Origin of the sequence: Sphingobium sp. LMA1-1-1.1 (genome assembly GCF_040676365.1) — a bacterium.
Taxonomy (GTDB): domain Bacteria; phylum Pseudomonadota; class Alphaproteobacteria; order Sphingomonadales; family Sphingomonadaceae; genus Sphingobium.
Genome location: NZ_JBEGHS010000012.1, coordinates 404,447 through 422,754, shown reverse-complemented (window position 1 = coordinate 422,754; position 18,308 = coordinate 404,447). Strand labels below are relative to the sequence as shown.

The 18,308-nt window shown below is 63.5% G+C and carries 14 protein-coding genes; 13 read left to right on the top strand and 1 reads right to left on the bottom strand.

The features are described 5' to 3' along the window. The first annotated feature begins 99 nt into the window (after nt 1-99). The 4 genes from MRBLMA1_RS09385 to MRBLMA1_RS09370 all read left to right on the top strand — a co-directional run bounded on the left by MRBLMA1_RS09385 (nt 100) and on the right by MRBLMA1_RS09370 (nt 6,772). Nucleotides 100-3,030: a TonB-dependent receptor gene (locus MRBLMA1_RS09385; RefSeq protein ID WP_363736340.1), complete on the top strand. Its 2,931-nt coding sequence runs from the start codon at nt 100-102 to the stop codon at nt 3,028-3,030. A gap of 66 nt (nt 3,031-3,096) precedes the next feature. Next, nucleotides 3,097-4,332: an SGNH/GDSL hydrolase family protein gene (locus MRBLMA1_RS09380; RefSeq protein ID WP_363736339.1), complete on the top strand. Its 1,236-nt coding sequence runs from the start codon at nt 3,097-3,099 to the stop codon at nt 4,330-4,332. Between the two features lie 159 nt (nt 4,333-4,491). Next, on the top strand, nt 4,492-5,787 hold the full coding sequence (locus tag MRBLMA1_RS09375; RefSeq protein ID WP_363736337.1) for a DUF3422 domain-containing protein: 1,296 nt from the start codon (nt 4,492-4,494) through the stop codon (nt 5,785-5,787). An 82-nt stretch (nt 5,788-5,869) separates the two neighbouring features. Then, complete coding sequence (locus tag MRBLMA1_RS09370) at nt 5,870-6,772, top strand: LysR family transcriptional regulator (protein WP_363736335.1); 903 nt, start codon at nt 5,870-5,872, stop codon at nt 6,770-6,772. Here MRBLMA1_RS09370 and MRBLMA1_RS09365 read toward each other — a convergent pair. After that, nucleotides 6,738-7,982 carry a cation:dicarboxylate symporter family transporter gene (locus MRBLMA1_RS09365; protein WP_363736333.1) on the bottom strand — a complete coding sequence of 415 codons (1,245 nt, stop codon included), beginning with the start codon at nt 7,980-7,982 and terminating at the stop codon, nt 6,738-6,740. The two genes, MRBLMA1_RS09370 and MRBLMA1_RS09365, sit on opposite strands and share 35 nt — an antisense overlap. 189 nt (nt 7,983-8,171) lie before the next feature. Between MRBLMA1_RS09365 and MRBLMA1_RS09360 the strand changes: the two genes are divergently transcribed. The 9 genes from MRBLMA1_RS09360 (at nt 8,172) to MRBLMA1_RS09320 (ending at nt 18,289) form a co-directional block, all read left to right on the top strand. Further along, entirely contained in the window at nt 8,172-8,993 is an 822-nt protein-coding gene (locus MRBLMA1_RS09360; RefSeq protein WP_363736885.1) for a substrate-binding domain-containing protein, read from the top strand. Next, nucleotides 8,990-10,312, top strand: coding sequence for an MFS transporter (locus MRBLMA1_RS09355; RefSeq protein WP_363736331.1), 1,323 nt, complete (start codon nt 8,990-8,992; stop codon nt 10,310-10,312). The genes MRBLMA1_RS09360 and MRBLMA1_RS09355 overlap by 4 nt, the downstream gene beginning before the upstream one ends. Before the next feature lie 47 nt (nt 10,313-10,359). Beyond that, entirely contained in the window at nt 10,360-13,251 is a 2,892-nt protein-coding gene (locus MRBLMA1_RS09350) for a TonB-dependent receptor plug domain-containing protein (RefSeq protein ID WP_363736329.1), read from the top strand. Between the two features lie 56 nt (nt 13,252-13,307). Beyond that, on the top strand, nt 13,308-13,520 hold the full coding sequence (locus tag MRBLMA1_RS09345) for a hypothetical protein (protein ID WP_133651359.1): 213 nt from the start codon (nt 13,308-13,310) through the stop codon (nt 13,518-13,520). Nucleotides 13,521-13,709: 189 nt separating this feature from the next. Beyond that, nucleotides 13,710-15,098, top strand: coding sequence for a DHA2 family efflux MFS transporter permease subunit (locus MRBLMA1_RS09340; protein WP_363736327.1), 1,389 nt, complete (start codon nt 13,710-13,712; stop codon nt 15,096-15,098). A gap of 90 nt (nt 15,099-15,188) precedes the next feature. Beyond that, nucleotides 15,189-15,668: a VOC family protein gene (locus MRBLMA1_RS09335; RefSeq protein ID WP_363736325.1), complete on the top strand. Its 480-nt coding sequence runs from the start codon at nt 15,189-15,191 to the stop codon at nt 15,666-15,668. Nucleotides 15,669-15,799: 131 nt separating this feature from the next. Beyond that, nucleotides 15,800-16,627, top strand: a complete 828-nt coding sequence (locus MRBLMA1_RS09330) for an SDR family NAD(P)-dependent oxidoreductase (RefSeq protein WP_363736323.1) — start codon at nt 15,800-15,802, stop codon at nt 16,625-16,627. Nucleotides 16,628-16,638: 11 nt separating this feature from the next. Next, on the top strand, nt 16,639-17,490 hold the full coding sequence (locus MRBLMA1_RS09325; protein ID WP_363736322.1) for an SDR family NAD(P)-dependent oxidoreductase: 852 nt from the start codon (nt 16,639-16,641) through the stop codon (nt 17,488-17,490). A 16-nt stretch (nt 17,491-17,506) separates the two neighbouring features. Continuing rightward, the gene (locus MRBLMA1_RS09320) at nt 17,507-18,289 is read left to right on the top strand and encodes an SDR family NAD(P)-dependent oxidoreductase (protein ID WP_363736321.1); all 783 of its coding nucleotides are present in this window, start codon (nt 17,507-17,509) and stop codon (nt 18,287-18,289) included. Nucleotides 18,290-18,308: the final 19 nt, after the last annotated feature.

Here is an 18,308-nt window from a genome sequence, read left to right as displayed (position 1 = left end):
TTGACAAAATAAACTCAGGGTTTATCAACGCCGAACTGATAGCGCTACCAGACAGGTTCACCGGATAGGCGGGAGCCGCGCTCAGGAGGGGATTTTCAAATGGTTGATTCTCATATTCGCTCTTTTCGCCTGGCGCTCTGCGCGGCCTCGGCCTTTGGCGCGCTGACGCTGGCTCAGGCCGCGATCGCCCAGGACAGCGCGGCCCAGCCCGCTCCTCAGCCCGTCGCCCAGCAGGATGAAGCAGCCGACATCGTCGTGACCGGCATCCGCGGCAGCCTGCAAAGCGCCACCAATGCCAAGAAGAACGCAGTCGCCTTCGGCGACTCCATCTTTGCGGAAGATATCGGCAAGCTGCCCGCGACCAACCTGGCCGAAACGCTGAACCGCATGCCCGGCGTGCGCCTGACCCGCGACATCAGCGGCGAAGGGACGCAGGTCGCGATCCGCGGCCTCGGGGCCAGCTTCACCCGTGTTCTCCTGAACGGCTCCCAGCTTCAGGTCGCCTCTGACGGCGGCACGAATGGCGGCAGCGCCAACCGGGAGGTCGATCTTGACTTCTTCCCCTCCGAACTCTTCACCCGCCTGGATCTTGCCAAGACGCCGTCGCCCTCGACGCTGGAAGGCGGCATCGCGGGCACCGTCAACCTGCGCAACGCCCGTCCCTTCGACAAGCCGGGCACCCATGTCACCGTGGTGGCGCAGGGCCAATATACCGACAGCAATGAGAAGCTGAGCCCGCGCGGCGCGATCGTCGCCAGCCACACGACGGATAGTTTCGGCATCCTGGTGGGCGTGGCCGGCGTCAAGACGAAGACGCGCGTGGACGGCTTTGATACGGTCGGCTGGACTGACGGCAATCTGGGAATGGTCAATGGCGTGGCTGATCCCGGCGGCAACAATTTCTTCTGGGCCTCGACGGTTCCCGCCAATGCAGGCCATGGCCTCATTCCCGGTCAGCCGGTCGATGTCGTCGCGACTTCGGGCCTGACCCGCAGCCAACTCAGCACGGCATTGCTTCCCCGACTGGGCCGCAACACCCTGACCGATGGCGACCGTTCGCGCATTTCCGCCCTGGCCTCGCTCGAATGGCGGCCCAGCGACACGCTGCACTTTGCCCTCGACGGCATCTGGGCCAAGTCGAAGCGCGACTATTCGCGTATCAACATGAACTGGCAGGTCCGCAATTCCGGTCCCGGCACCGGCGCGCAGGCGACCGGCGGCATGATTCCCATCGACCTCACCGTCGACGACAACGGGGTCGTGACTTCGGGTACCTTCGCCAACTCTTCCTTCTTTCTGGAGGCGAGCCAGTTCAAGCAGACGACGAAGTTCTGGAACATCAATCCCAGCCTGAGTTGGCAGCCGACCGAAACGCTGAAAGTCGACCTCAGCGCCAATTATTCCAAGAGCCGTTTCTTCCGCGAACAGCCGACCTTTGCGTTCCAGACGCCGCCCAATTCGGGCGTGGACGTCTATTATGACAACAGCAACGGCTATTATCCGTCGATCACGACCAATATCGACTTGAACGATCCCAATCTGGGTTGGCAATGGTATCGCCAGAATGTTGCGCTGGTCCGCCGCAAGACGGAGACCAAGGGCGCGCATCTGGATGTCACCCTGGGCGACGCGATGTTCAACGTGAAGGTCGGTGCCGCCTATGACCGGGCGACCCGCTCCATCCGCGCCTATGATAACAGCCAGGCCTATCAGCTCTCGGTCTGCGGAACGGGCTGCACCGGTGCCACCGGATCGATCCCGACCGGCGCCATTCCGCAATATCTGATGCCGATGACGGTCAGCAATTTCGGGCATCTGGCGGGTCGCAACATCGGCTACAACGCCTTCATCATGCCCGATTTCGGCGCGATCAAGGACGCCACCGACTATTACAGCTATCGCGACAGCGCGCCGGAAACGCGCGGCGCGGTGACGGGCGGCGCGACGGGCGACATGGATGAGAAGGTGTGGGGCGCCTATTTCGAACTGAACGGCGTCACTACCATTGCGGACCGCGACCTGCACATCAATGCCGGCATGCGCTACGCCGCCACCAACCAGCTGGTGGTCGGACCCAGCCAGGTGGGCGCGGCGATCGTCGACATAACCTCGCGGTCGAAATATGATAATTTCCTTCCCTCCATCAACCTGACCTACGACATTGCCGACAATGTGAAGCTGCGCGCCTCCGCCTCGCGGACCATGACGCGGCCGGATGCGAGCCAGATCCTGCCGGGCGTGACCTTCACCGATCCTACGGCACTGGTAGCCAATGCAGGCAACCCGGATCTCAAGCCCTATACTTCCGACAATTATGACATGGGTGGTGAGTTCTATACGGGCGGCATTGGCTATGTCGGCCTTTCGCTGTTCATGAAGAACGTTCAGGGTTTCACTGTCATCGATCCGCGGGATGTCACCTTCGCCTCGCTCAATATCCCTTATGACAGCCTCCTCGCGACCCAGCAGCAGGCATTGACCAACCGTGCGGCATCGACCGGCGTGCCGATCAATGACCTGACCGTTTCCGTGGACCGGCCGATCAACCTCAGCGACCTCAAGATCAAGGGCATTGAGGCGACCTGGGTGCAGCCGCTCGACTCCCTGGTGAAGGGGCTCGGCTTCTCGGCCAATGGAACCTATCTCAAGCAGTCTTCGAAGCTGATGCCGGGGCAGGCGACGAAGCTGGTCGCGACGGGTGTTTCCAAATGGTCCTATAATCTCCAGGGATTCTATGAAAATAACGGCCTCTCGATCAGCCTGAACTATGTCTGGAACGACAAGTCGATCGCAGTCAACGCGCCGCAGAACGGCATTACTGGCGCGGCCCTGCGCAATGATGCCCGTGGCCAGCTCGATCTGTCGGCAGGCTATCAACTGCCGTTCCTCAACAAGGCGATGCGCCTGACGCTCGACGTGCTCAACATCACGAACGAGCCCATCCGCACAACATTTGAATATGATAATGCCCCTTATTCGATCTATTATCCGGGACGCACCATATTGGCGGGCATCCGCGCGAACTTCTGATCCTCCCCCAAGGACCCTGGGCCGGTTGCAAGACCGGCCCATTTTTCTATCGTCAAGGACAAGTCCATGCGGTTGACCTTTGCTCCCGTCCTGCTCCCCCTCGCGGCGTTCGTCGCGATGCCGGCCTGGGGGGCGCCGTGCCGGGGGCAATGGACCGTGGCCTGGGCATCCGCCCAGATGGCGCCGAACGGGGACAATGCGCTGGCGCCGGGGACATTGACGGACAGCAGCCTGCGGCAGGTCGTCCGTCCATCCATTGCGGGGAACCGGCTTCGGGTGCGCCTTTCCAACCAGACGGGTACCGCGCCTCTGCACTTGAAGGGCGCCAGCATCGCGCGGGCGCTGCGCGCCGGATCAGCGGCGATCGACGCGAAGACCGTCATCCCGCTCCGCTTCGACGGGCGCAGCGAAGTGACGATCCCGGCCGGGGCCGATTATCTATCCGATCCGATAGGCTTGCCGGTCCGCGCCTTTGACGATCTGGCGATCACCATCGCCTTTGCCGAGGAACCGTCGGGCCAGACCTCTCATCCCGGATCGCGGGCGACATCCTGGCTGCTCAGGGGCGACCATCTGGGCGATCCCGCCATGGCGGGCGCGCAGGCCGTCGACCATTGGTTTTCGCTCGCCGCGCTGGAGGTGGAGCGCTGCACGGCGGCGCAGTTGATCGTCGCGCTCGGCGATTCCATCACCGACGGCCGGGGCTCGACCACGAACGGCAATGATCGCTGGACCGACCGTCTCGCCCAGCGGTTGCAGGCCGATCCGGCGACGCGCCATCTGGCGATCGTCAATCAGGGCATCGGCGGCAACCGCCTGCTGAACGACGGTCTTGGGCCCAATGCGCTTGCCCGGCTGGACCGAGATGTGCTGGCGCAACCGGGCGTGCGTTATCTGATCCTGCTTGAAGGCATTAACGACATCGGCACGCTCACCCGCGAAACGCCGGTCAGCGACGTGGAGCATGCCCGCCTGGTATCGCGCATCATCGGCGCCTACCGGCAGATCGTGCTGCGCGCCCGGGCGAAGGGCATCAAGGTGATCGGCGGCACCATCCTGCCATTCGCGGGCAATGATTATTATCATCCCGACGCCCGGAACGAAGCCGACCGGCAGGCCGTGAACCGCTGGATCCGCGAGCCGGGGAATTTTGACGGTGTGGTCGACTTCGATCGGGCGATGCGCGATCCGGCCCGTCCTGACCGCCTGCTCCCGCGCTATGATGTGGGCGACGCGCTGCATCCCTCGCCGGAGGGCTATCGCGCCATGGCCGAGGCGATACCGCTCGATCTCTTCAACTAGCCGCCGGCGCGTTCATCCCCTCTGTTTCGGGGTGCGCATGCAGCCTGCACTCGCCCCTCATCCTTTCGGGCAGGGCGGATTGCCAACCGCGATCCTGCCATTATGAATCGACAGCGACGATATTGTCGGACTTGATGAAGCAGGGCGCCAAGGAATGCCATGGACGACATGACCAGCATCCCGACCGATCCCTTTGCAGCGCTCGGCCAGCGCAATCACCCGCTGCGCGCATCCCTTTCGCGGGAAATGCATGTTCGCGGCCTGTCCCGCTTCGATGCGCCTGCCCTCGCGCTTCAGTTCGTGCTGCTGGTGGACGAAGCGCAGGCCGAAAAGGGCATTGCCCTGCTGTCCGAACGTTTTCCTGCCCTCAAGCCCGGCGATCGCTTCCTCGCCGGCCGGGTCGGTGACCTCCATTTCTCCTGGGAGCGTCATACCGAATTCATGACCTACAGTTTCCTCGCGCCGGTCGAAGGCGCGAGCTTGTTCGACCTCGCGCCATTTGCCGATGTGCCCGCCTGGATGGCCGACATGCCGGGCCGGGTGATCCGGTCGACACAGATCGCGATGGTCATGAATGAACCGCCGTCGGCCGCCATCGCCGCGCATTTTGCCACCGAAGACCTTATCATCTCCGATGTGGCAGACGGCCATGCCCGCATCTGGAGCGACTTTCGCCTGCATGGCGATGGTTTCGGCCGACTGCTCATCCATGACAGGGGACTGGTGGGCGACGAAAGTTCGCAACTGGTCCAGCGGCTTCAGGAACTGGGCAATTACCGCAAGATCGCCCTTCTGGGCCTGCCCGAGGCACAGCAGGCGACGCCTCTGCTGAACGGGCTTGAACAGCGGCTGACGGCGATCACGAGCCGCGTGGCGCAGAAGGATGCCGACGCTGATCAGGTGCTGGAGCTGCTTTCCGCCCTGAGCGCCGAACTGGCCGAGATCGTGGCGCGCACCCGCTACCGCATGAGCGCGACACAGGCCTATGCGGAAATCTGCCGCGATCGCATCCGCCGCCTCGCGGTCGCGCCCGTGCGCGGTTACCGATCGCTCGACGATTTCACGGAGCGACGGTTGCTGCCGGCCATGCGGACCTGCGATGCCTTCAACCGTCGGCTGGAGGATCTGGCGCAGCGCGCCGCCTGGACCAGCGCCCTGCTGCGCACCCGGGTCGACACCGCTCTCGCGCGGCGGAATCGCGATCTGCTGGCATCCATGGATCGCCGTACGGCGCTGCAATTACGGCTCCAGCATACGGTTGAAGGGCTGTCGGTGGTGGCGATCAGCTATTATGCGCTGGGCCTTTGGCATCATCTGAAGGAAGCGCTGGAGCATCAGGGATTGCATCTGCCCGGCTGGATCGACGTCGCGCTTTTCCCGCTGACGATCATCGGCGTTTTCATAGGGGTCGGCCAGATCAGGAAGGTGAAGCGGCCGTCCGGTGACGGGCATTAGGGCGGGTTTCGAAACGCGAAAATGCGTGCCGGTTCGGCAAACTCCGCTAAAACGCTGATCGAGTTTGTTCGCCGGCGGGACGATGGAAATGATAAATTGCGAATTGCTTGATCTTCGCGCGCTGGTCGCGGTGGCGGAGGGGCGAAGCTTCCATCGCGCGGCACAGCAGCTCAACCTGTCGCAACCCGCGCTCAGCCGGCGGATACAGAAGCTGGAAAGCGCCGTGGGATCGGTGCTGATCGAACGCACGACGCGAACGGTGCGGCTGACCCCGTCGGGGCGTGAGGTGCTTCCCCTGATCCGACGCATGTTGGACGAGTTCGACGGCTCGCTCATTGGGCTCATGGCCCAGGGGGAGCGGCAGGCGGGTCGCATCACCCTGGCCAGCGTGCCCAGCGCCACGGTGCGGTTCATGCCTGAGGTGCTGCAGAAATTCGGGGAGGATTATCGCAACACCCGCGTCCGAATCCTGGACCTGTCGGCCACCGAATGCGCTGAGGCAGTCAGAACGGGGGAGGCGGAATTCGGCCTGTCGCTGCCGGTTTCGACGGACGCCGACCTCTCCTTCTCGCCATTGCACGATGATCCCTACGGGCTTGTCTGCCACCGGGACGATCCGCTTGCCATGCTGCCGAATGTCGGATGGAGCGATCTGGTGGGCAAGCGGCTGATCACCGTCCACAGGGCGAGCGGCAATCGGACCACCCTCGAAGCAGGGCTGGCGGCGCAGGGCATCCAGCTCAGCTGGTTTTACGAGGTGACCCGCCTTACGTCCGCGCTCGCCCTGGTGGACGCAGGCCTTGGCCCCTCCGTTCTTCCAAGGCTTGCCTGCGCAGGTCCTGAAGCGCGCGATCTGGTGTGGCGTCCTCTTGGCGAGCCGGTGATCGTCCGCACGATCGGACTGCTGAAGCGCCCTGCGGCCCCCATCTCGCCTGCGGCCGAGCGGCTCGTCACCCTTTTGTCGGAGGCATGGGCTTCGGCCTGACCTCTCCGATCGTTGCGCCGTCCCAGCGTGCCAGAAGCAATGTGGCGCTGATGTTGGCAAGGCCGCTGGTGGTCGCCCTGATGGCGGACAGCACGCGATCGACGGCGATCAGCATGGCGGCAGCCCCCACCGGAATGTCCGGCAGCAGCGACAATGTCAGCAACAGGGCCGAGAAGCCGCTGCCCGTGACCCCCGCGGCTGTCTTCGACGTCACCAGCATGACGAGCAGGTACAGGGCGAGCCTGTCGGGGGGCAGCGGAATGGCGAGAGCCTCTGCAAGAAACAGGGTGGCGACGGTCAGGTAGACGGCGGTGCCGGCAAGGTTGAGCGTATAGCCCAGCGGCACGGTCAGACCGACGACAGCAGGACTTGCGCCCAGTCGCTCGAGTTTGGTGATGAGGCGGGGGAGGACGACCTCGCTCGACGATGTGCCGACGACGATCAGCAACTCGTCGCGGAAATGACGGATCAGCTTCCATATCGGCATGCCGGTCGCGAGCCGAACCGCCATGAGGAGGCAAGAGGCCAGCATCAGGCACGCGATGGCGAGGGTCGCGATCAGCATGCCGAGCGAACCGATGAAACCGATGCCATAGGCGCCAACGGTATAGGCGATCGCGCCAAAGGCGCCGACGGGGGCGAGGCGTACCAGAAAGCCGAATATCGTGAACTGCAATTGCGTGAGCGCCCGCAGGCCCCGGACGATCGGCTCGCCCGAAGCGCCGATCCGGACCAGTCCGAATCCCACCAGTCCGGCAATGAAGAGGACCGGCAGCACGTCGCCGGCCGTGAAGGCGGAAAAGAAGGTGTCCGGTATCATGCGCAGCAGGAATTCGCCGGGACCGTTGATCGGTGGGCCCGCCAATTGGCGATGCATATCTTGGTTCATGGCGACGGAATGCAGGTTCAGGCCAGCTCCGGGCTGCATCAGGCCAGCGACGACGGTTCCGGAAAGAAGCGCCAGGATGGTGATCGCCAGAAAGACGATCAGCGCGCGGACAATGGTTGAACCGGTGCGCAGCGCGCCGCCATGCAGAACGATGCCGTCGACGATCGTGCAGAACAGGATGGGCGGAACCATCATGCGCATCGTCTTGATGAAGGCTATGCCCAATGGGCCGAGGGCAACGCCCGCATTGGGCCAGACATATCCCAGGATGGTCCCCGCAACCACCCCCAGGATCATCTGAACATATAGCTGTCGCAACAAGCCCCGCCTCCCATTTATGCGTAAAATGCATCACATGGACCATTCATTGCATTTGATAAAAATATTCGGACCCGCTTCTATCGTCAACTGAATGCAGGCGCCGGCAGGATCTTCTTCCTGCCAGCAGACAGAATGGATTTGAAGGAGAGGTGCAATGCAAATGGCATGGAGCGATCCGTCGTGACCGCGATGCTGTCGGCCCTGCGCCGCAATGTGTCGCGCGTATCCATGGCGACCTTTGCGGCATTGCTGCTTTCCGCCTGCCAGACCTCCGCCGACATGGCCGCCCGGCCCGCCGAAATCCACGTGCTGACATCGGGCGGTTTCAGCGCGGCCTTTGACAGGCTCGCCGCGCAATATCGCACCGAAACCGGCACCCGGATCGTGACGGAACATGGGCCATCCATGGGCGAAACCAGCAACGCGATTCCCGCGCGCCTTGCCCGCCATGAACCGGCCGACGTCGTCATACTCGCGCGTTCCGCACTGGATAAGCTGGTCGCCGCAGGTCAGGTCGGCCGCGGCACGGAGATCGATCTGGGGCTCTCCAAGATCGCCGTGGCGGTCAAGGACGGCGCGCCCATTCCCGACATCTCGACCGCGGATGCCGTCCGGACGGCCTTGCTCAATGCGAAGTCGGTCGCATGGTCCGACAGCGCCAGTGGCGTCTACATCCAGACGACCATGCTGGACAGGCTGGGCGTCGCTGATCAGGTTCGTCCCAAAGGGCGGATGATCCCCGCTACTCCGGTCGGCGAGATCGTGGCGAGGGGGGAGGCCGAGATCGGTTTCCAGCAACTCTCCGAACTCAAGCCGGTCAAGGGCATCCGCATCGTCGGGCTGCTGCCGGACTCGCTCCAGAAGGTGACACCCTTTTCCGGCGGCATCGTCGCCTATTCGCCCCAGCCCGAAACGGCGCGGGCCCTGCTCGACTATCTCTCCTCGCCCAAGGCCTACAGCATCATTCGTGAAAGCGGCCTTGAACCGGCATCGCAAAAGGTGACCCCATGACCGCCCAGACCCACACGGCCTCAGCCGATTTCACTGAAGCGGCAACCGACAGGAAGAAGTCGGCCTTCAAATCCATCTTCATCGTGGCCAGTGGCAACTTCCTGGAGATGTTCGACTTCATGGTGTTCGGCTATTACGCCACCTACATCTCGAAGGCGTTCTTTCCCACCGGCAGCGAGTTCGCCTCGCTGCTGCTGACATTGATGACTTTCGGCGCCGGATTCCTCATGCGGCCGGTCGGCGCGCTGGTTCTGGGCGCCTATGTCGACCATCATGGCCGCCGCAAGGGGCTGCTGCTCGTGCTGGGGCTGATGGCGCTCGGTACGCTCGCCATCGCGATCACCCCGACCTATGAGCAGATCGGCCTTGCGGCGCCGCTCATCATCCTGGTCGGCCGGCTGGTCCAGGGACTTTCCGCCGGCGTCGAGGTCGGCGGCGTGTCGGTCTACCTGAACGAGATCGCACCGCCGCATCGCAAGGGCTTCTTCACATCCTGGCAGTCGGCCAGCCAGCAGGCGGCGGTGGTGTTCGCCGCGCTGATCGGCCTCATCGTCTCGACGAGCCTGCCGCCTGAAACCATGCAGGCCTGGGGCTGGCGCGTGCCCTTCATCATCGGCTGCGTGATGATCCCCTTCCTCTTCATCATCCGCCGCCATGTCGAAGAGACCGAGGCGTTCCTGAACCGCAAGGAGCATCCGCAGATCGGCCAGATCGTGCGCATCATCGGCGCGAACTGGGGCATCGTGCTGCAAGGCGCGCTGATGGCGGTCATGACCACCGTGTTTTTCTACATGATCACCGCCTACACCCCGACCTTCGGCAGCAAGGTGCTGAACCTGGACGCGGGCGACAGCCTGCTCGTGACTGCCTGCGTCGGCCTCACCAACTTCATTCTGCTGCCCGTCATGGGTGCGCTGTCGGACAAGGTCGGCCGCCGCCCGTTGCTGATCACCGCGACGTTGCTGGGTGCGGCGCTTGCCTATCCGCTGATGAGCTGGCTGGTGGCTGATCCGACCTTCGGCAAGCTGCTGGCGGTGGAACTGCTGCTGGCCGCGATCTACGCCACCTATAACGGCGCCTTCATCGTCTATCTGACCGAAGTCATTCCGGGCCATGTCCGCACTGTCGGCTTCAGCCTGGCCTACAGCACGGCGACCGCGATCTTCGGCGGCTTCACCCCCGCGATCAGCACCGCCCTCATCGGCGCGACCGGGGACAAGGCGATCCCCGGCGCCTGGTGCGCCGCCGCTGCGCTTCTTTCCCTGCTCGCCCTGCTGATCGGCAGTCGCGCCAATCGCAAGGCCATCGAACAGGACTGAGACTTTCCTCGCTTCAACCTGACAATATAAGATCTGGGAGACTATTGATGCACAAGCAACTGAAGGGCCTTTTCGCGCAAGGGGCGGCGTTGATGCCGCTGGCGATCGCACTGACCGTGATGACGCCTTCGGGCGCGGCGGCGCAGGACGCGACAGCCGCGCCTGCTGCTGATCCGGCCGTGACGCAGGATGTGGCGCCGCAGGATGTGGCGGCCCAGGATGTGGCTGCCGATCCGGCTGCCGCTTCCGTCGACGACGCATCGATCGTCGTCACCGGCAGCCGCGTCGCCAACGGCTTCAAGACGCCGACGCCAGTCACCATGGCGAGTTCCGAGCAACTGCGCGTGGCCGCGCCGACCAACCTTGCCGACGGCCTCAACCAGTTGCCCGCCTTCAACGGCAGCACCAAGACGTCCAGTCCGTCAACCACCAACAGCCGTGGCGGCAGCAGCGGCCAGAATCTGCTCAACCTGCGCGGGCTGGGCGCGCAGCGGACGCTTATCCTGCTCGACGGCCGGCGCCTGCCCGCCACCAACAGCGGCGGTTCGGTCGACATCAACATCATTCCGCAGGGCCTTGTCAGCCGCGTCGATGTCGTGACCGGCGGCGCTTCGGCGGCCTATGGTTCCGACGCGGTGGCGGGCGTCGTGAACTTCGTGCTCGACACGAAATTGCGGGGCTTCAAGGCGGAGGCGCTGACGGGCATTTCCACCCATGGCGATCTGCCCTCGTTCGGCGGTTCCTTTGCCTTCGGCACCGCGGGCGCGGACGATCGGCTCCGTTTTGTCGCGGGTATCGATTATTTCTACCAGAAGGGGCTGCGCGCCGACCAAAGGACGCATCGCGACTGGTTCGACGACAATGCCGGGCAGATCGTCAACCCGGTGGCCGGCGCTCGCCCGCTCAACCTCATCATCCCCTCGATCCGCAGCTCGATCGGCACCTATGGTGGCCTGATCAGCGCCGGTCCGCTGCGCGGCACGCAATTCCTCGCCAACGGCGTTTCGGCGCCTTTCGATTATGGCACGATCACCGGCACGGCTTTCCAGAGCGGTGGCGACGGCGCGAGGGCGAATATCGGCCTTCAACCGACGCAGGAGCGCTATAACGGCTTTGCCCGCGCCGAATTTGACCTGTCGTCCGCCACGACGCTGTTCGTCGAGGGACTCTACGCCCGCAGCCATACCAATCAGGGCGCTTTCGTCAGCCAGAATGTAGGTTCCAACGCGGCCTACACCATCTATCGCGACAACGCCTATCTGCCGGCGGACATCCTGGCCCGCATGGTGGCGGCCAATGTCCAGTCCTTCCAGCTCGGCCGGTTCGAGGGCGAATTGCCGCTGGTCGAGAATGAATCGACGATCGATGTCTATCACGGGTCGATCGGCGTGCGCGGTGAGCTTGACGGCACATGGAAATGGGACGCATCCTATAATTTTGGCCAGTCGGACCAGGAACTGCGGTCGAACAACCTCACCATCGCGCGCAATCTCTATGCTTCGGCCGATGCCGTGCGGAACCAGGCCGGACAGATTGTCTGCCGTTCGACGCTCGCCGGCCTCGATCCGGGCTGCACCCCGCGCAATCTGTTCGGACCGCAGGCCCCCAATCAGGCGATCACCGACTATGTGACCCGTGACAATGTCCTGAACCTGCGACTGCGCCAGCAGGTCGCCGCGATCAACGTCCGGGGTGATCTGGGCGACAATCTGCAAATTGCCGGACCGATCTCGGTCGCGGCCGGCGTCGAATATCGCAAGGAGACGGCGAAGCAGACGACTGATGCCCTGTCCCCCACGCGCATCGATTTCACCGGCATTCGCGGTGGCCCGGCCGCGCTTCAGGGGCGTCAAGGGCCCTATCGTTTCTTCAATCCGCTGCCTTTTTCCGGCGAATATGACATTCGCGAAGGCTATCTGGAAATTGCCGTGCCCGTGCTCAAGGACAGCCCGATCGCCCAGTCGCTGGACCTCAATGGAGCGGTCCGCTACGCCGACTACAGCACGTCGGGCGGGGCGACGACGTGGAAACTGGGCGGCAGCTGGCAGTTGAACGACGCGCTCCGCTTCCGCGGCACCTGGTCGCAGGATATTCGCGCGCCCAACCTGCTCGAACTGTTCAACCCCGCGACGCAGTTGAACGGCAATGTGGTCTACAATGGCGTGACGACGCCGCAGGTCAATTTCGCCACCGGCAACCCCAATCTCAAACCTGAACGGGCGAGGACCATCACCTTCGGCGGCGTCTATCAGCCGAGCTGGCTCCCCGGCTTCCAGGCGTCGGTCGACTATTACAAGATCAAGCTCAAGGACGCGATCACCACGCTGGCGGAACAGCGGGTGGTCGACGAATGCGCGGCGGGCAACCAGGCCCAGTGCGCGAACATCACGGTGCTGCCTTCGGGATCGCTCAGCATCCTGCGCCCCAACCTCAACCTGGCGGAGCAGACCGTCGCCGGCATCGACTTCGAAATCGGCTACAAGACCGATTTTGCCGGCGGCAATCTCAACGTGCGTCTGATCGGCAATCATGCGACGGAAAATAATTCGCAGACTCCCGGGTCTCCGGTGCGCGAGGCGCTGGGCGAGACGATCACGCCGAAATGGAGCGGCGTGCTTCAGGCGAACTGGTCGAACGAAGCCTTCTCGCTGTTCGTGCAGGAGCGTTTCATCAGCGCAGCAAAGCTGGATGCCACGCGGATAGAGGGCATCGACATCAACGACAACAGCACGCCCGCGGTGTTCTACACCAATGTCACGGCGACCTATAATCTCCACATGGGCGGCGGCAAGCAGCAGGTCTATCTGTCCGTGGCCAATCTGTTCGACCGCGATCCGCCGCTGTCGCCTCCGCCGGTGACGACGTTCACCACGGCCGCCAGCAGCGCTTATGATCCGATAGGTCGCTATATCACGGCGGGTGTCCGCATATCCTTCTGATCCTTTGGGGAGCGCGTCCGGCCCGTCGCGCTCCCCGCCAATCCGGGGAATGGAAAATGACCATCGACCGTCTTGCGACCATGCGACCCGTATCCAGGCATGTGGTCGATCATATGCTCTCTGGCATGCTGGGTCAGACGAGCGATGTGCTGATGATGCAATATGGGATCAGCTACAATACCTGGCGAAAGATCCGCGCGGGCGACCCGATACGCAAATCTGTCGCGGAGCGGCTGGAGCAGCGTATTCTGGGCAAGAGCGGTACCTAGAGCATCGTGCGGAAAAGTGGGAACCGGTTTTCCGCGCAAAGGATGCGACAACAAAGAACCCACAGCATCGTGCGGAACAGCGGGAAACGGTTTTCCGCCTGGAACATATCTTTCGGCCGCAACATGGCCTATGAAGGCACTGGTGCAGTTCGGGTGGTCGACGGTCTGGAAGCATGAGTTTGCAAAAGAGTGTCTGAGCGCCGGCGGAATTATCGCGTCATTGCGTTGGTGGTGGCTTTCGCCCTGTTCATGCAGCAACTGGATGCCACCGTCCTGACCATCGCGCTGCCGGCCATGTCGCGCGATTTCGGTATCCCGGCTTCGGGCCTCAGCCTCGCGCTCACATCCTATCTCGTCGCGCTCGCGGCATTCATCCCTGCCAGCGGCTGGGCGGCTGATCGTTTCGGCTCACGCACCATCTTTTGCAGCGCGATCGCCATCTTCATGGCGGGGTCGGTTGCCTGCGCCTGGTCGAACAGCCTTCCGACGCTGGTTGGCGCGCGCTTCTTTCAGGGTATCGGCGGCGCCATGATGGTGCCGGTCGGCAGGCTGGTCCTGCTGCGCAGCGTCAGCCGGGATGACCTGGTCGCCGCCTTGTCATGGCTCGTCATGCCGGCCCTCGTGGGGCCTATTGTCGGACCACCGCTGGGCGGGCTGATCGTGACCTATCTGGACTGGCGCTGGATCTTCTACATCAACATCCCGATCGGCGCGGCCGGGCTGGCGCTGGCGATCTGGCTCATTCCCCAGATAAGGGAAGACGACGTGGCGCAGTTCGACGCGCGGGGCTTCGTTTTGTCGGGACTGGCGCTCGGATGCCTCATCTTCGGTCTGGAACTTGGCAGCCATGCTGTCGGGCTGCCGGTCATCATCGCACTTCTGGGATGCTGCGCGTTGTTCTTCATCGCCTATCTAGTGCATGCCCGTCGAACGAAAAACCCGATCCTCGATCTTTCGCTCATGCGCATCCGCACCTTTGGCCTTTCCGTGGCGGGCGGCACGCTGACCCGCATCGCGCAGGGCGCGCAACCCTTCCTGCTGCCGCTGCTTTTCCAGATCGGCTTTGGCATTTCCGCAGCCCAGGCGGGCACGATCATGGCGGCGACAGCGATCGGCGCCCTGGCCATGAAGCCGATCGCGCCGTCGGTCATCCAGCGGTTCGGCTATCGTGCATGCCTGATGGCGGGAAGCGTGGCGGCTGCAATCGCCATCAGCGGCTGTGCCCTGTTCAGTCCGGCCTGGCCCCAGCCTGCACTGGGCGCGGTGCTGCTCATATCCGGATTTTTCACGTCCTTGCTGTTCACCGGGTACAATGCGCTGGCCTTTGTCGATGTCGACCAGTCGAAAATGAGCGCGGCGACCAGCCTCTATGCGACATTCCAGCAGATCAGCCTGTCGCTGGGCATCTGCTTCGCCGCCAGCCTGCTCGAACTCCGGGGTTCGATGGACGCGGCCAATTTCAGCGGGATATTCATCCTTATCGGCCTGGTGGCCTTTTCCGCGACCTTCACGAACCGGCTCCTGCGGCCAGATGCCGGCACTTCCTCCCCTCCGGCCCAGGCCCTCGACCAGGCATGAGCGGCTGAGCGGAACGCCGCGCCGGCTTGCCAATATAGGTTCTTACGCGTACCTTTAAATTCGATGGCGACATCGGATATGGAGGCATGGGTGCAGAACTTCTTCAAGGGCTTCTTCCAGTTCGGCTATGTAACCCGCGATGTGGAGGCGGCCGTCGCGGCGTTCCGCGACAGGTTCGGCGCGGTCGAATTCATGGTGAACGATCCTCCGGCGATCGACGGCCGGCCAGCGCCCACCCGACGCATAGCGCTCGCCTGGATCGACAATGTGATGACGGAGATCATCGAGCCCGATCCCATGCAGAAGACGATCTATGACGATCATCTTCCTCCCGTCGCCGGGCCGATCCGGCTGCACCATTTCGGATATCTGATCGACGATCATCAGGCGATGCTCGATCGCCTTGGGGACATGGGTTATGATGTGCCCATGGCCGGCTCGATGCCGGGCGCTCTCGACTATATTTACGCGGACACACGCCGCGATCTGGGAGTCTGGTCAGAATTTATCCGCCTGGACGAGGGCGGAAAGGCCTTCTTTGGCGCCGTGCCGCGTAACATGACGGGGTGATAAGAACGATCGTTCCTTAGATGCGCGAACATCTCTGAAATGAATACGAATATTTGCACGAATAATTGGCATATTGACTGTATTCGCTGAAAATATAATAAACTTGGCGAAACATATACAAGGAGAGAGTCGTGCAGCCGATATTGGCGGGCAAGGTGGCTGTCGTCACGGGCGGCGCATCGGGGATCGGCCGGGCGACGGCGGAACTGCTCGCGGCGCAAGGTGCGGCCGTGATGATCGTCGATCTGGACGAAAGCAATGCGGGCGCGGCGGCGGACGCCATAGCGGCATCGGGCGGGCGGGCGCTGGCATTGCGCGCCGACATGCGGGAAGAGGGCCAGGTGCAGGCGGCGATCGAAGCGACCGTCGCACATTTCGGCGGCGTCGACCTGCTCGACAACACCGTGTCCTACAATGCACCCGAACAGACCGGCGCGGACGGCGAAATCCACGAGATGGATGCCGCAATCTGGAACCGGGCGCTGGAGATCAATCTGCGCGGCCCGATGCTGGCCGCCAAATATTGCATACCCCAGATGCTGAAGCGCGGCGGTGGCGCGATCGTCAATATCTCGTCGACCGCCGGCATATTGTCGCTGGGCACCGTCCCCGCCTATGCGGCGTCGAAGGCGGCGGTGCACAGCCTCAGCCAATCGATCGCCACCGCCTATGGCAGGCGCGGCATCCGCTGCAACACGATAGCGCCCGGCTTCATCGATACGCCCACGACGCGGAACATGGGCGATCAGTTCTTTCAGATGACCCTGGACAATAATGTACTGCCTTATCTGGGTCAGCCGGACGATATAGCGCAGGCGGCGCTGTTCCTGCTGTCGGACGCGGCCCGCTACATCACGGGTCAGTTGCTGGCGGTCGACGGCGGACAGACCATACACCTGCCGGTGGTCGCGGATATGTGGCGCATGGCGGCGGGCAAGCCGCTGGTCGAGACAGCGTGAGGAGAGACGGGATGCAGACGCATGGACGACTGAACGGCAAGGTGGCGGTGGTCACCGGCGGGACCAAGGGCATAGGGCAGGGCATCGTCCTGCGCTTCCTCAAGGAGGGGGCGGCGGTGGTCTATTGCTCGCGCAGCCCGGAGAATAACCGGGAGAATGAGGCGCTGATCGCCAGCATCCCCGGCGCGGCGGATCGGGCCCGCTTCGTCGCCGCCGATGTCGGCAATCGGCAGCAGATGGAAGATCTGGTGAACAATGCGGCCGAACAATTCGGCCGACTGGACATCGTCGTCAACAATGCTCAGGGGATCGCTCCGGTCCGATCGATAGAGAACAAGCCGGATGCTGACTATACGATGACGCTGATGACTGGCTTCTACCAGTCGCTCTGGACCAGTCGTGCGGCGGTTCCGCACATGCGTAGGGTGGGCGGCGGGAGGTTGATCTATTTTTCCAGCCACTGGAACATCTGGGGACAACCCTATGCCAGCGACTACAACATCACCAAGTCTGCCAATGAGGCGCTGACGCGCAGCGCCGCGCGGGAGTTTGGCAAGGACAATGTCACGGCCAACTGCATCACGCCGGCGGGCGATAGCTGGGCCTACAAGAGTTGGGCCGACCAGAACCGGGAAATGGCCGAAGCGAGCGTGCGGCAGTTCCCGATGCGTCGCATGGGCGATTGCGAGGTCGACATTGCCGGCGCGGTGCTGGGTCTTTGCAGCGACAATGGCCGCTTCATCACCGGACAGGTCTTCTGCGTCGACGGCGGCGTATGGGCGACCGCGCCGCTCCAGATGCATGAGGAGGGCACGGATATCCACAAGGGCCACAGCCAGGCCGCCGTCGAACTGACGGTTTGAGCGCGGGGAGGACAGGATGGGATTGATCGAAGGGCAGGTCGCGATCGTCACGGGCGCGGCCAATGAATTGACCCAGGGCATTGCCCGCCGCTTCGCCCGGGAAGGTGCGAAGGTTGTGCTGGTGGACCGCGATCAGGACGCCGCGCAGGCGGCCGCGCGCGCCATCCCGGATGCGGAAGCGCGCAGCGCGGACCTTGCCGATCCAGCCGCCGCGCGGGCGCTGGCCGATGCCGTGGTGCAGGCGCATGGCCGGATCGACATAGTGCTGAACGGCGCCCACGCGGCTCTGAAGTGGGACCGGCTGGCAGACAGGCAGGCGGCGCCGGACTTCACGGCGGCGTTCAACGACGTGCTGCTCAGCGCGCTCAACATGATGCAGGCCGTTTATCCTCATATGAAGGCGGCAGGCACCGGACGCATCGTCAATCTGGGGTCGATCTATGGTCCGACGGCGAACGAGGGCGTGTCGGATGCCGTCACCATGGATTTCGCGCTGACCGGGCTCAGCCGGTCGGCGGGCGTCGAATGGGGGAAGGACGGCATACTCGTCAATTTCCTGCAGGCGGCAGTGCCCGATATCGGGGTCTTTGCGGAGTATCGGGCGAAGAAGGGCAGAAGCGTCGAGACGCTGATCGCCAATACGGCGATGCCGCGCCTCGCCGATCCGGTGGAGGATGTTGGCGGCGCGGCGATGTTCCTGGTGTCGGACGAAGCCTGCTTCATTCTGGGCCACCGCGTGCTGGCCGATGGCGGGCAGCATCTGACGGCCGCGATCTTCGAACCCGGCGCGGAGCGGTGACGAAGGGCTGGACCAGCAT

Excerpts from the sequence above, each read along its gene's own strand:
- MRBLMA1_RS09385 (WP_363736340.1), top strand. The coding sequence starts at position 100 with ATGGTTGATTCTCATATTCGCTCTTTTCGCCTGGCGCTCTGCGCGGCC.
- MRBLMA1_RS09380 (WP_363736339.1), top strand. The coding sequence starts at position 3,097 with ATGCGGTTGACCTTTGCTCCCGTCCTGCTCCCCCTCGCGGCGTTCGTC.
- MRBLMA1_RS09375 (WP_363736337.1), top strand. The coding sequence starts at position 4,492 with ATGGACGACATGACCAGCATCCCGACCGATCCCTTTGCAGCGCTCGGC.
- MRBLMA1_RS09370 (WP_363736335.1), top strand. The coding sequence starts at position 5,870 with ATGGAAATGATAAATTGCGAATTGCTTGATCTTCGCGCGCTGGTCGCG.
- MRBLMA1_RS09360 (WP_363736885.1), top strand. The coding sequence starts at position 8,172 with ATGCTGTCGGCCCTGCGCCGCAATGTGTCGCGCGTATCCATGGCGACC.
- MRBLMA1_RS09355 (WP_363736331.1), top strand. The coding sequence starts at position 8,990 with ATGACCGCCCAGACCCACACGGCCTCAGCCGATTTCACTGAAGCGGCA.
- MRBLMA1_RS09350 (WP_363736329.1), top strand. The coding sequence starts at position 10,360 with ATGCACAAGCAACTGAAGGGCCTTTTCGCGCAAGGGGCGGCGTTGATG.
- MRBLMA1_RS09345 (WP_133651359.1), top strand. The coding sequence starts at position 13,308 with ATGACCATCGACCGTCTTGCGACCATGCGACCCGTATCCAGGCATGTG.
- MRBLMA1_RS09325 (WP_363736322.1), top strand. The coding sequence starts at position 16,639 with ATGCAGACGCATGGACGACTGAACGGCAAGGTGGCGGTGGTCACCGGC.
- MRBLMA1_RS09320 (WP_363736321.1), top strand. The coding sequence starts at position 17,507 with ATGGGATTGATCGAAGGGCAGGTCGCGATCGTCACGGGCGCGGCCAAT.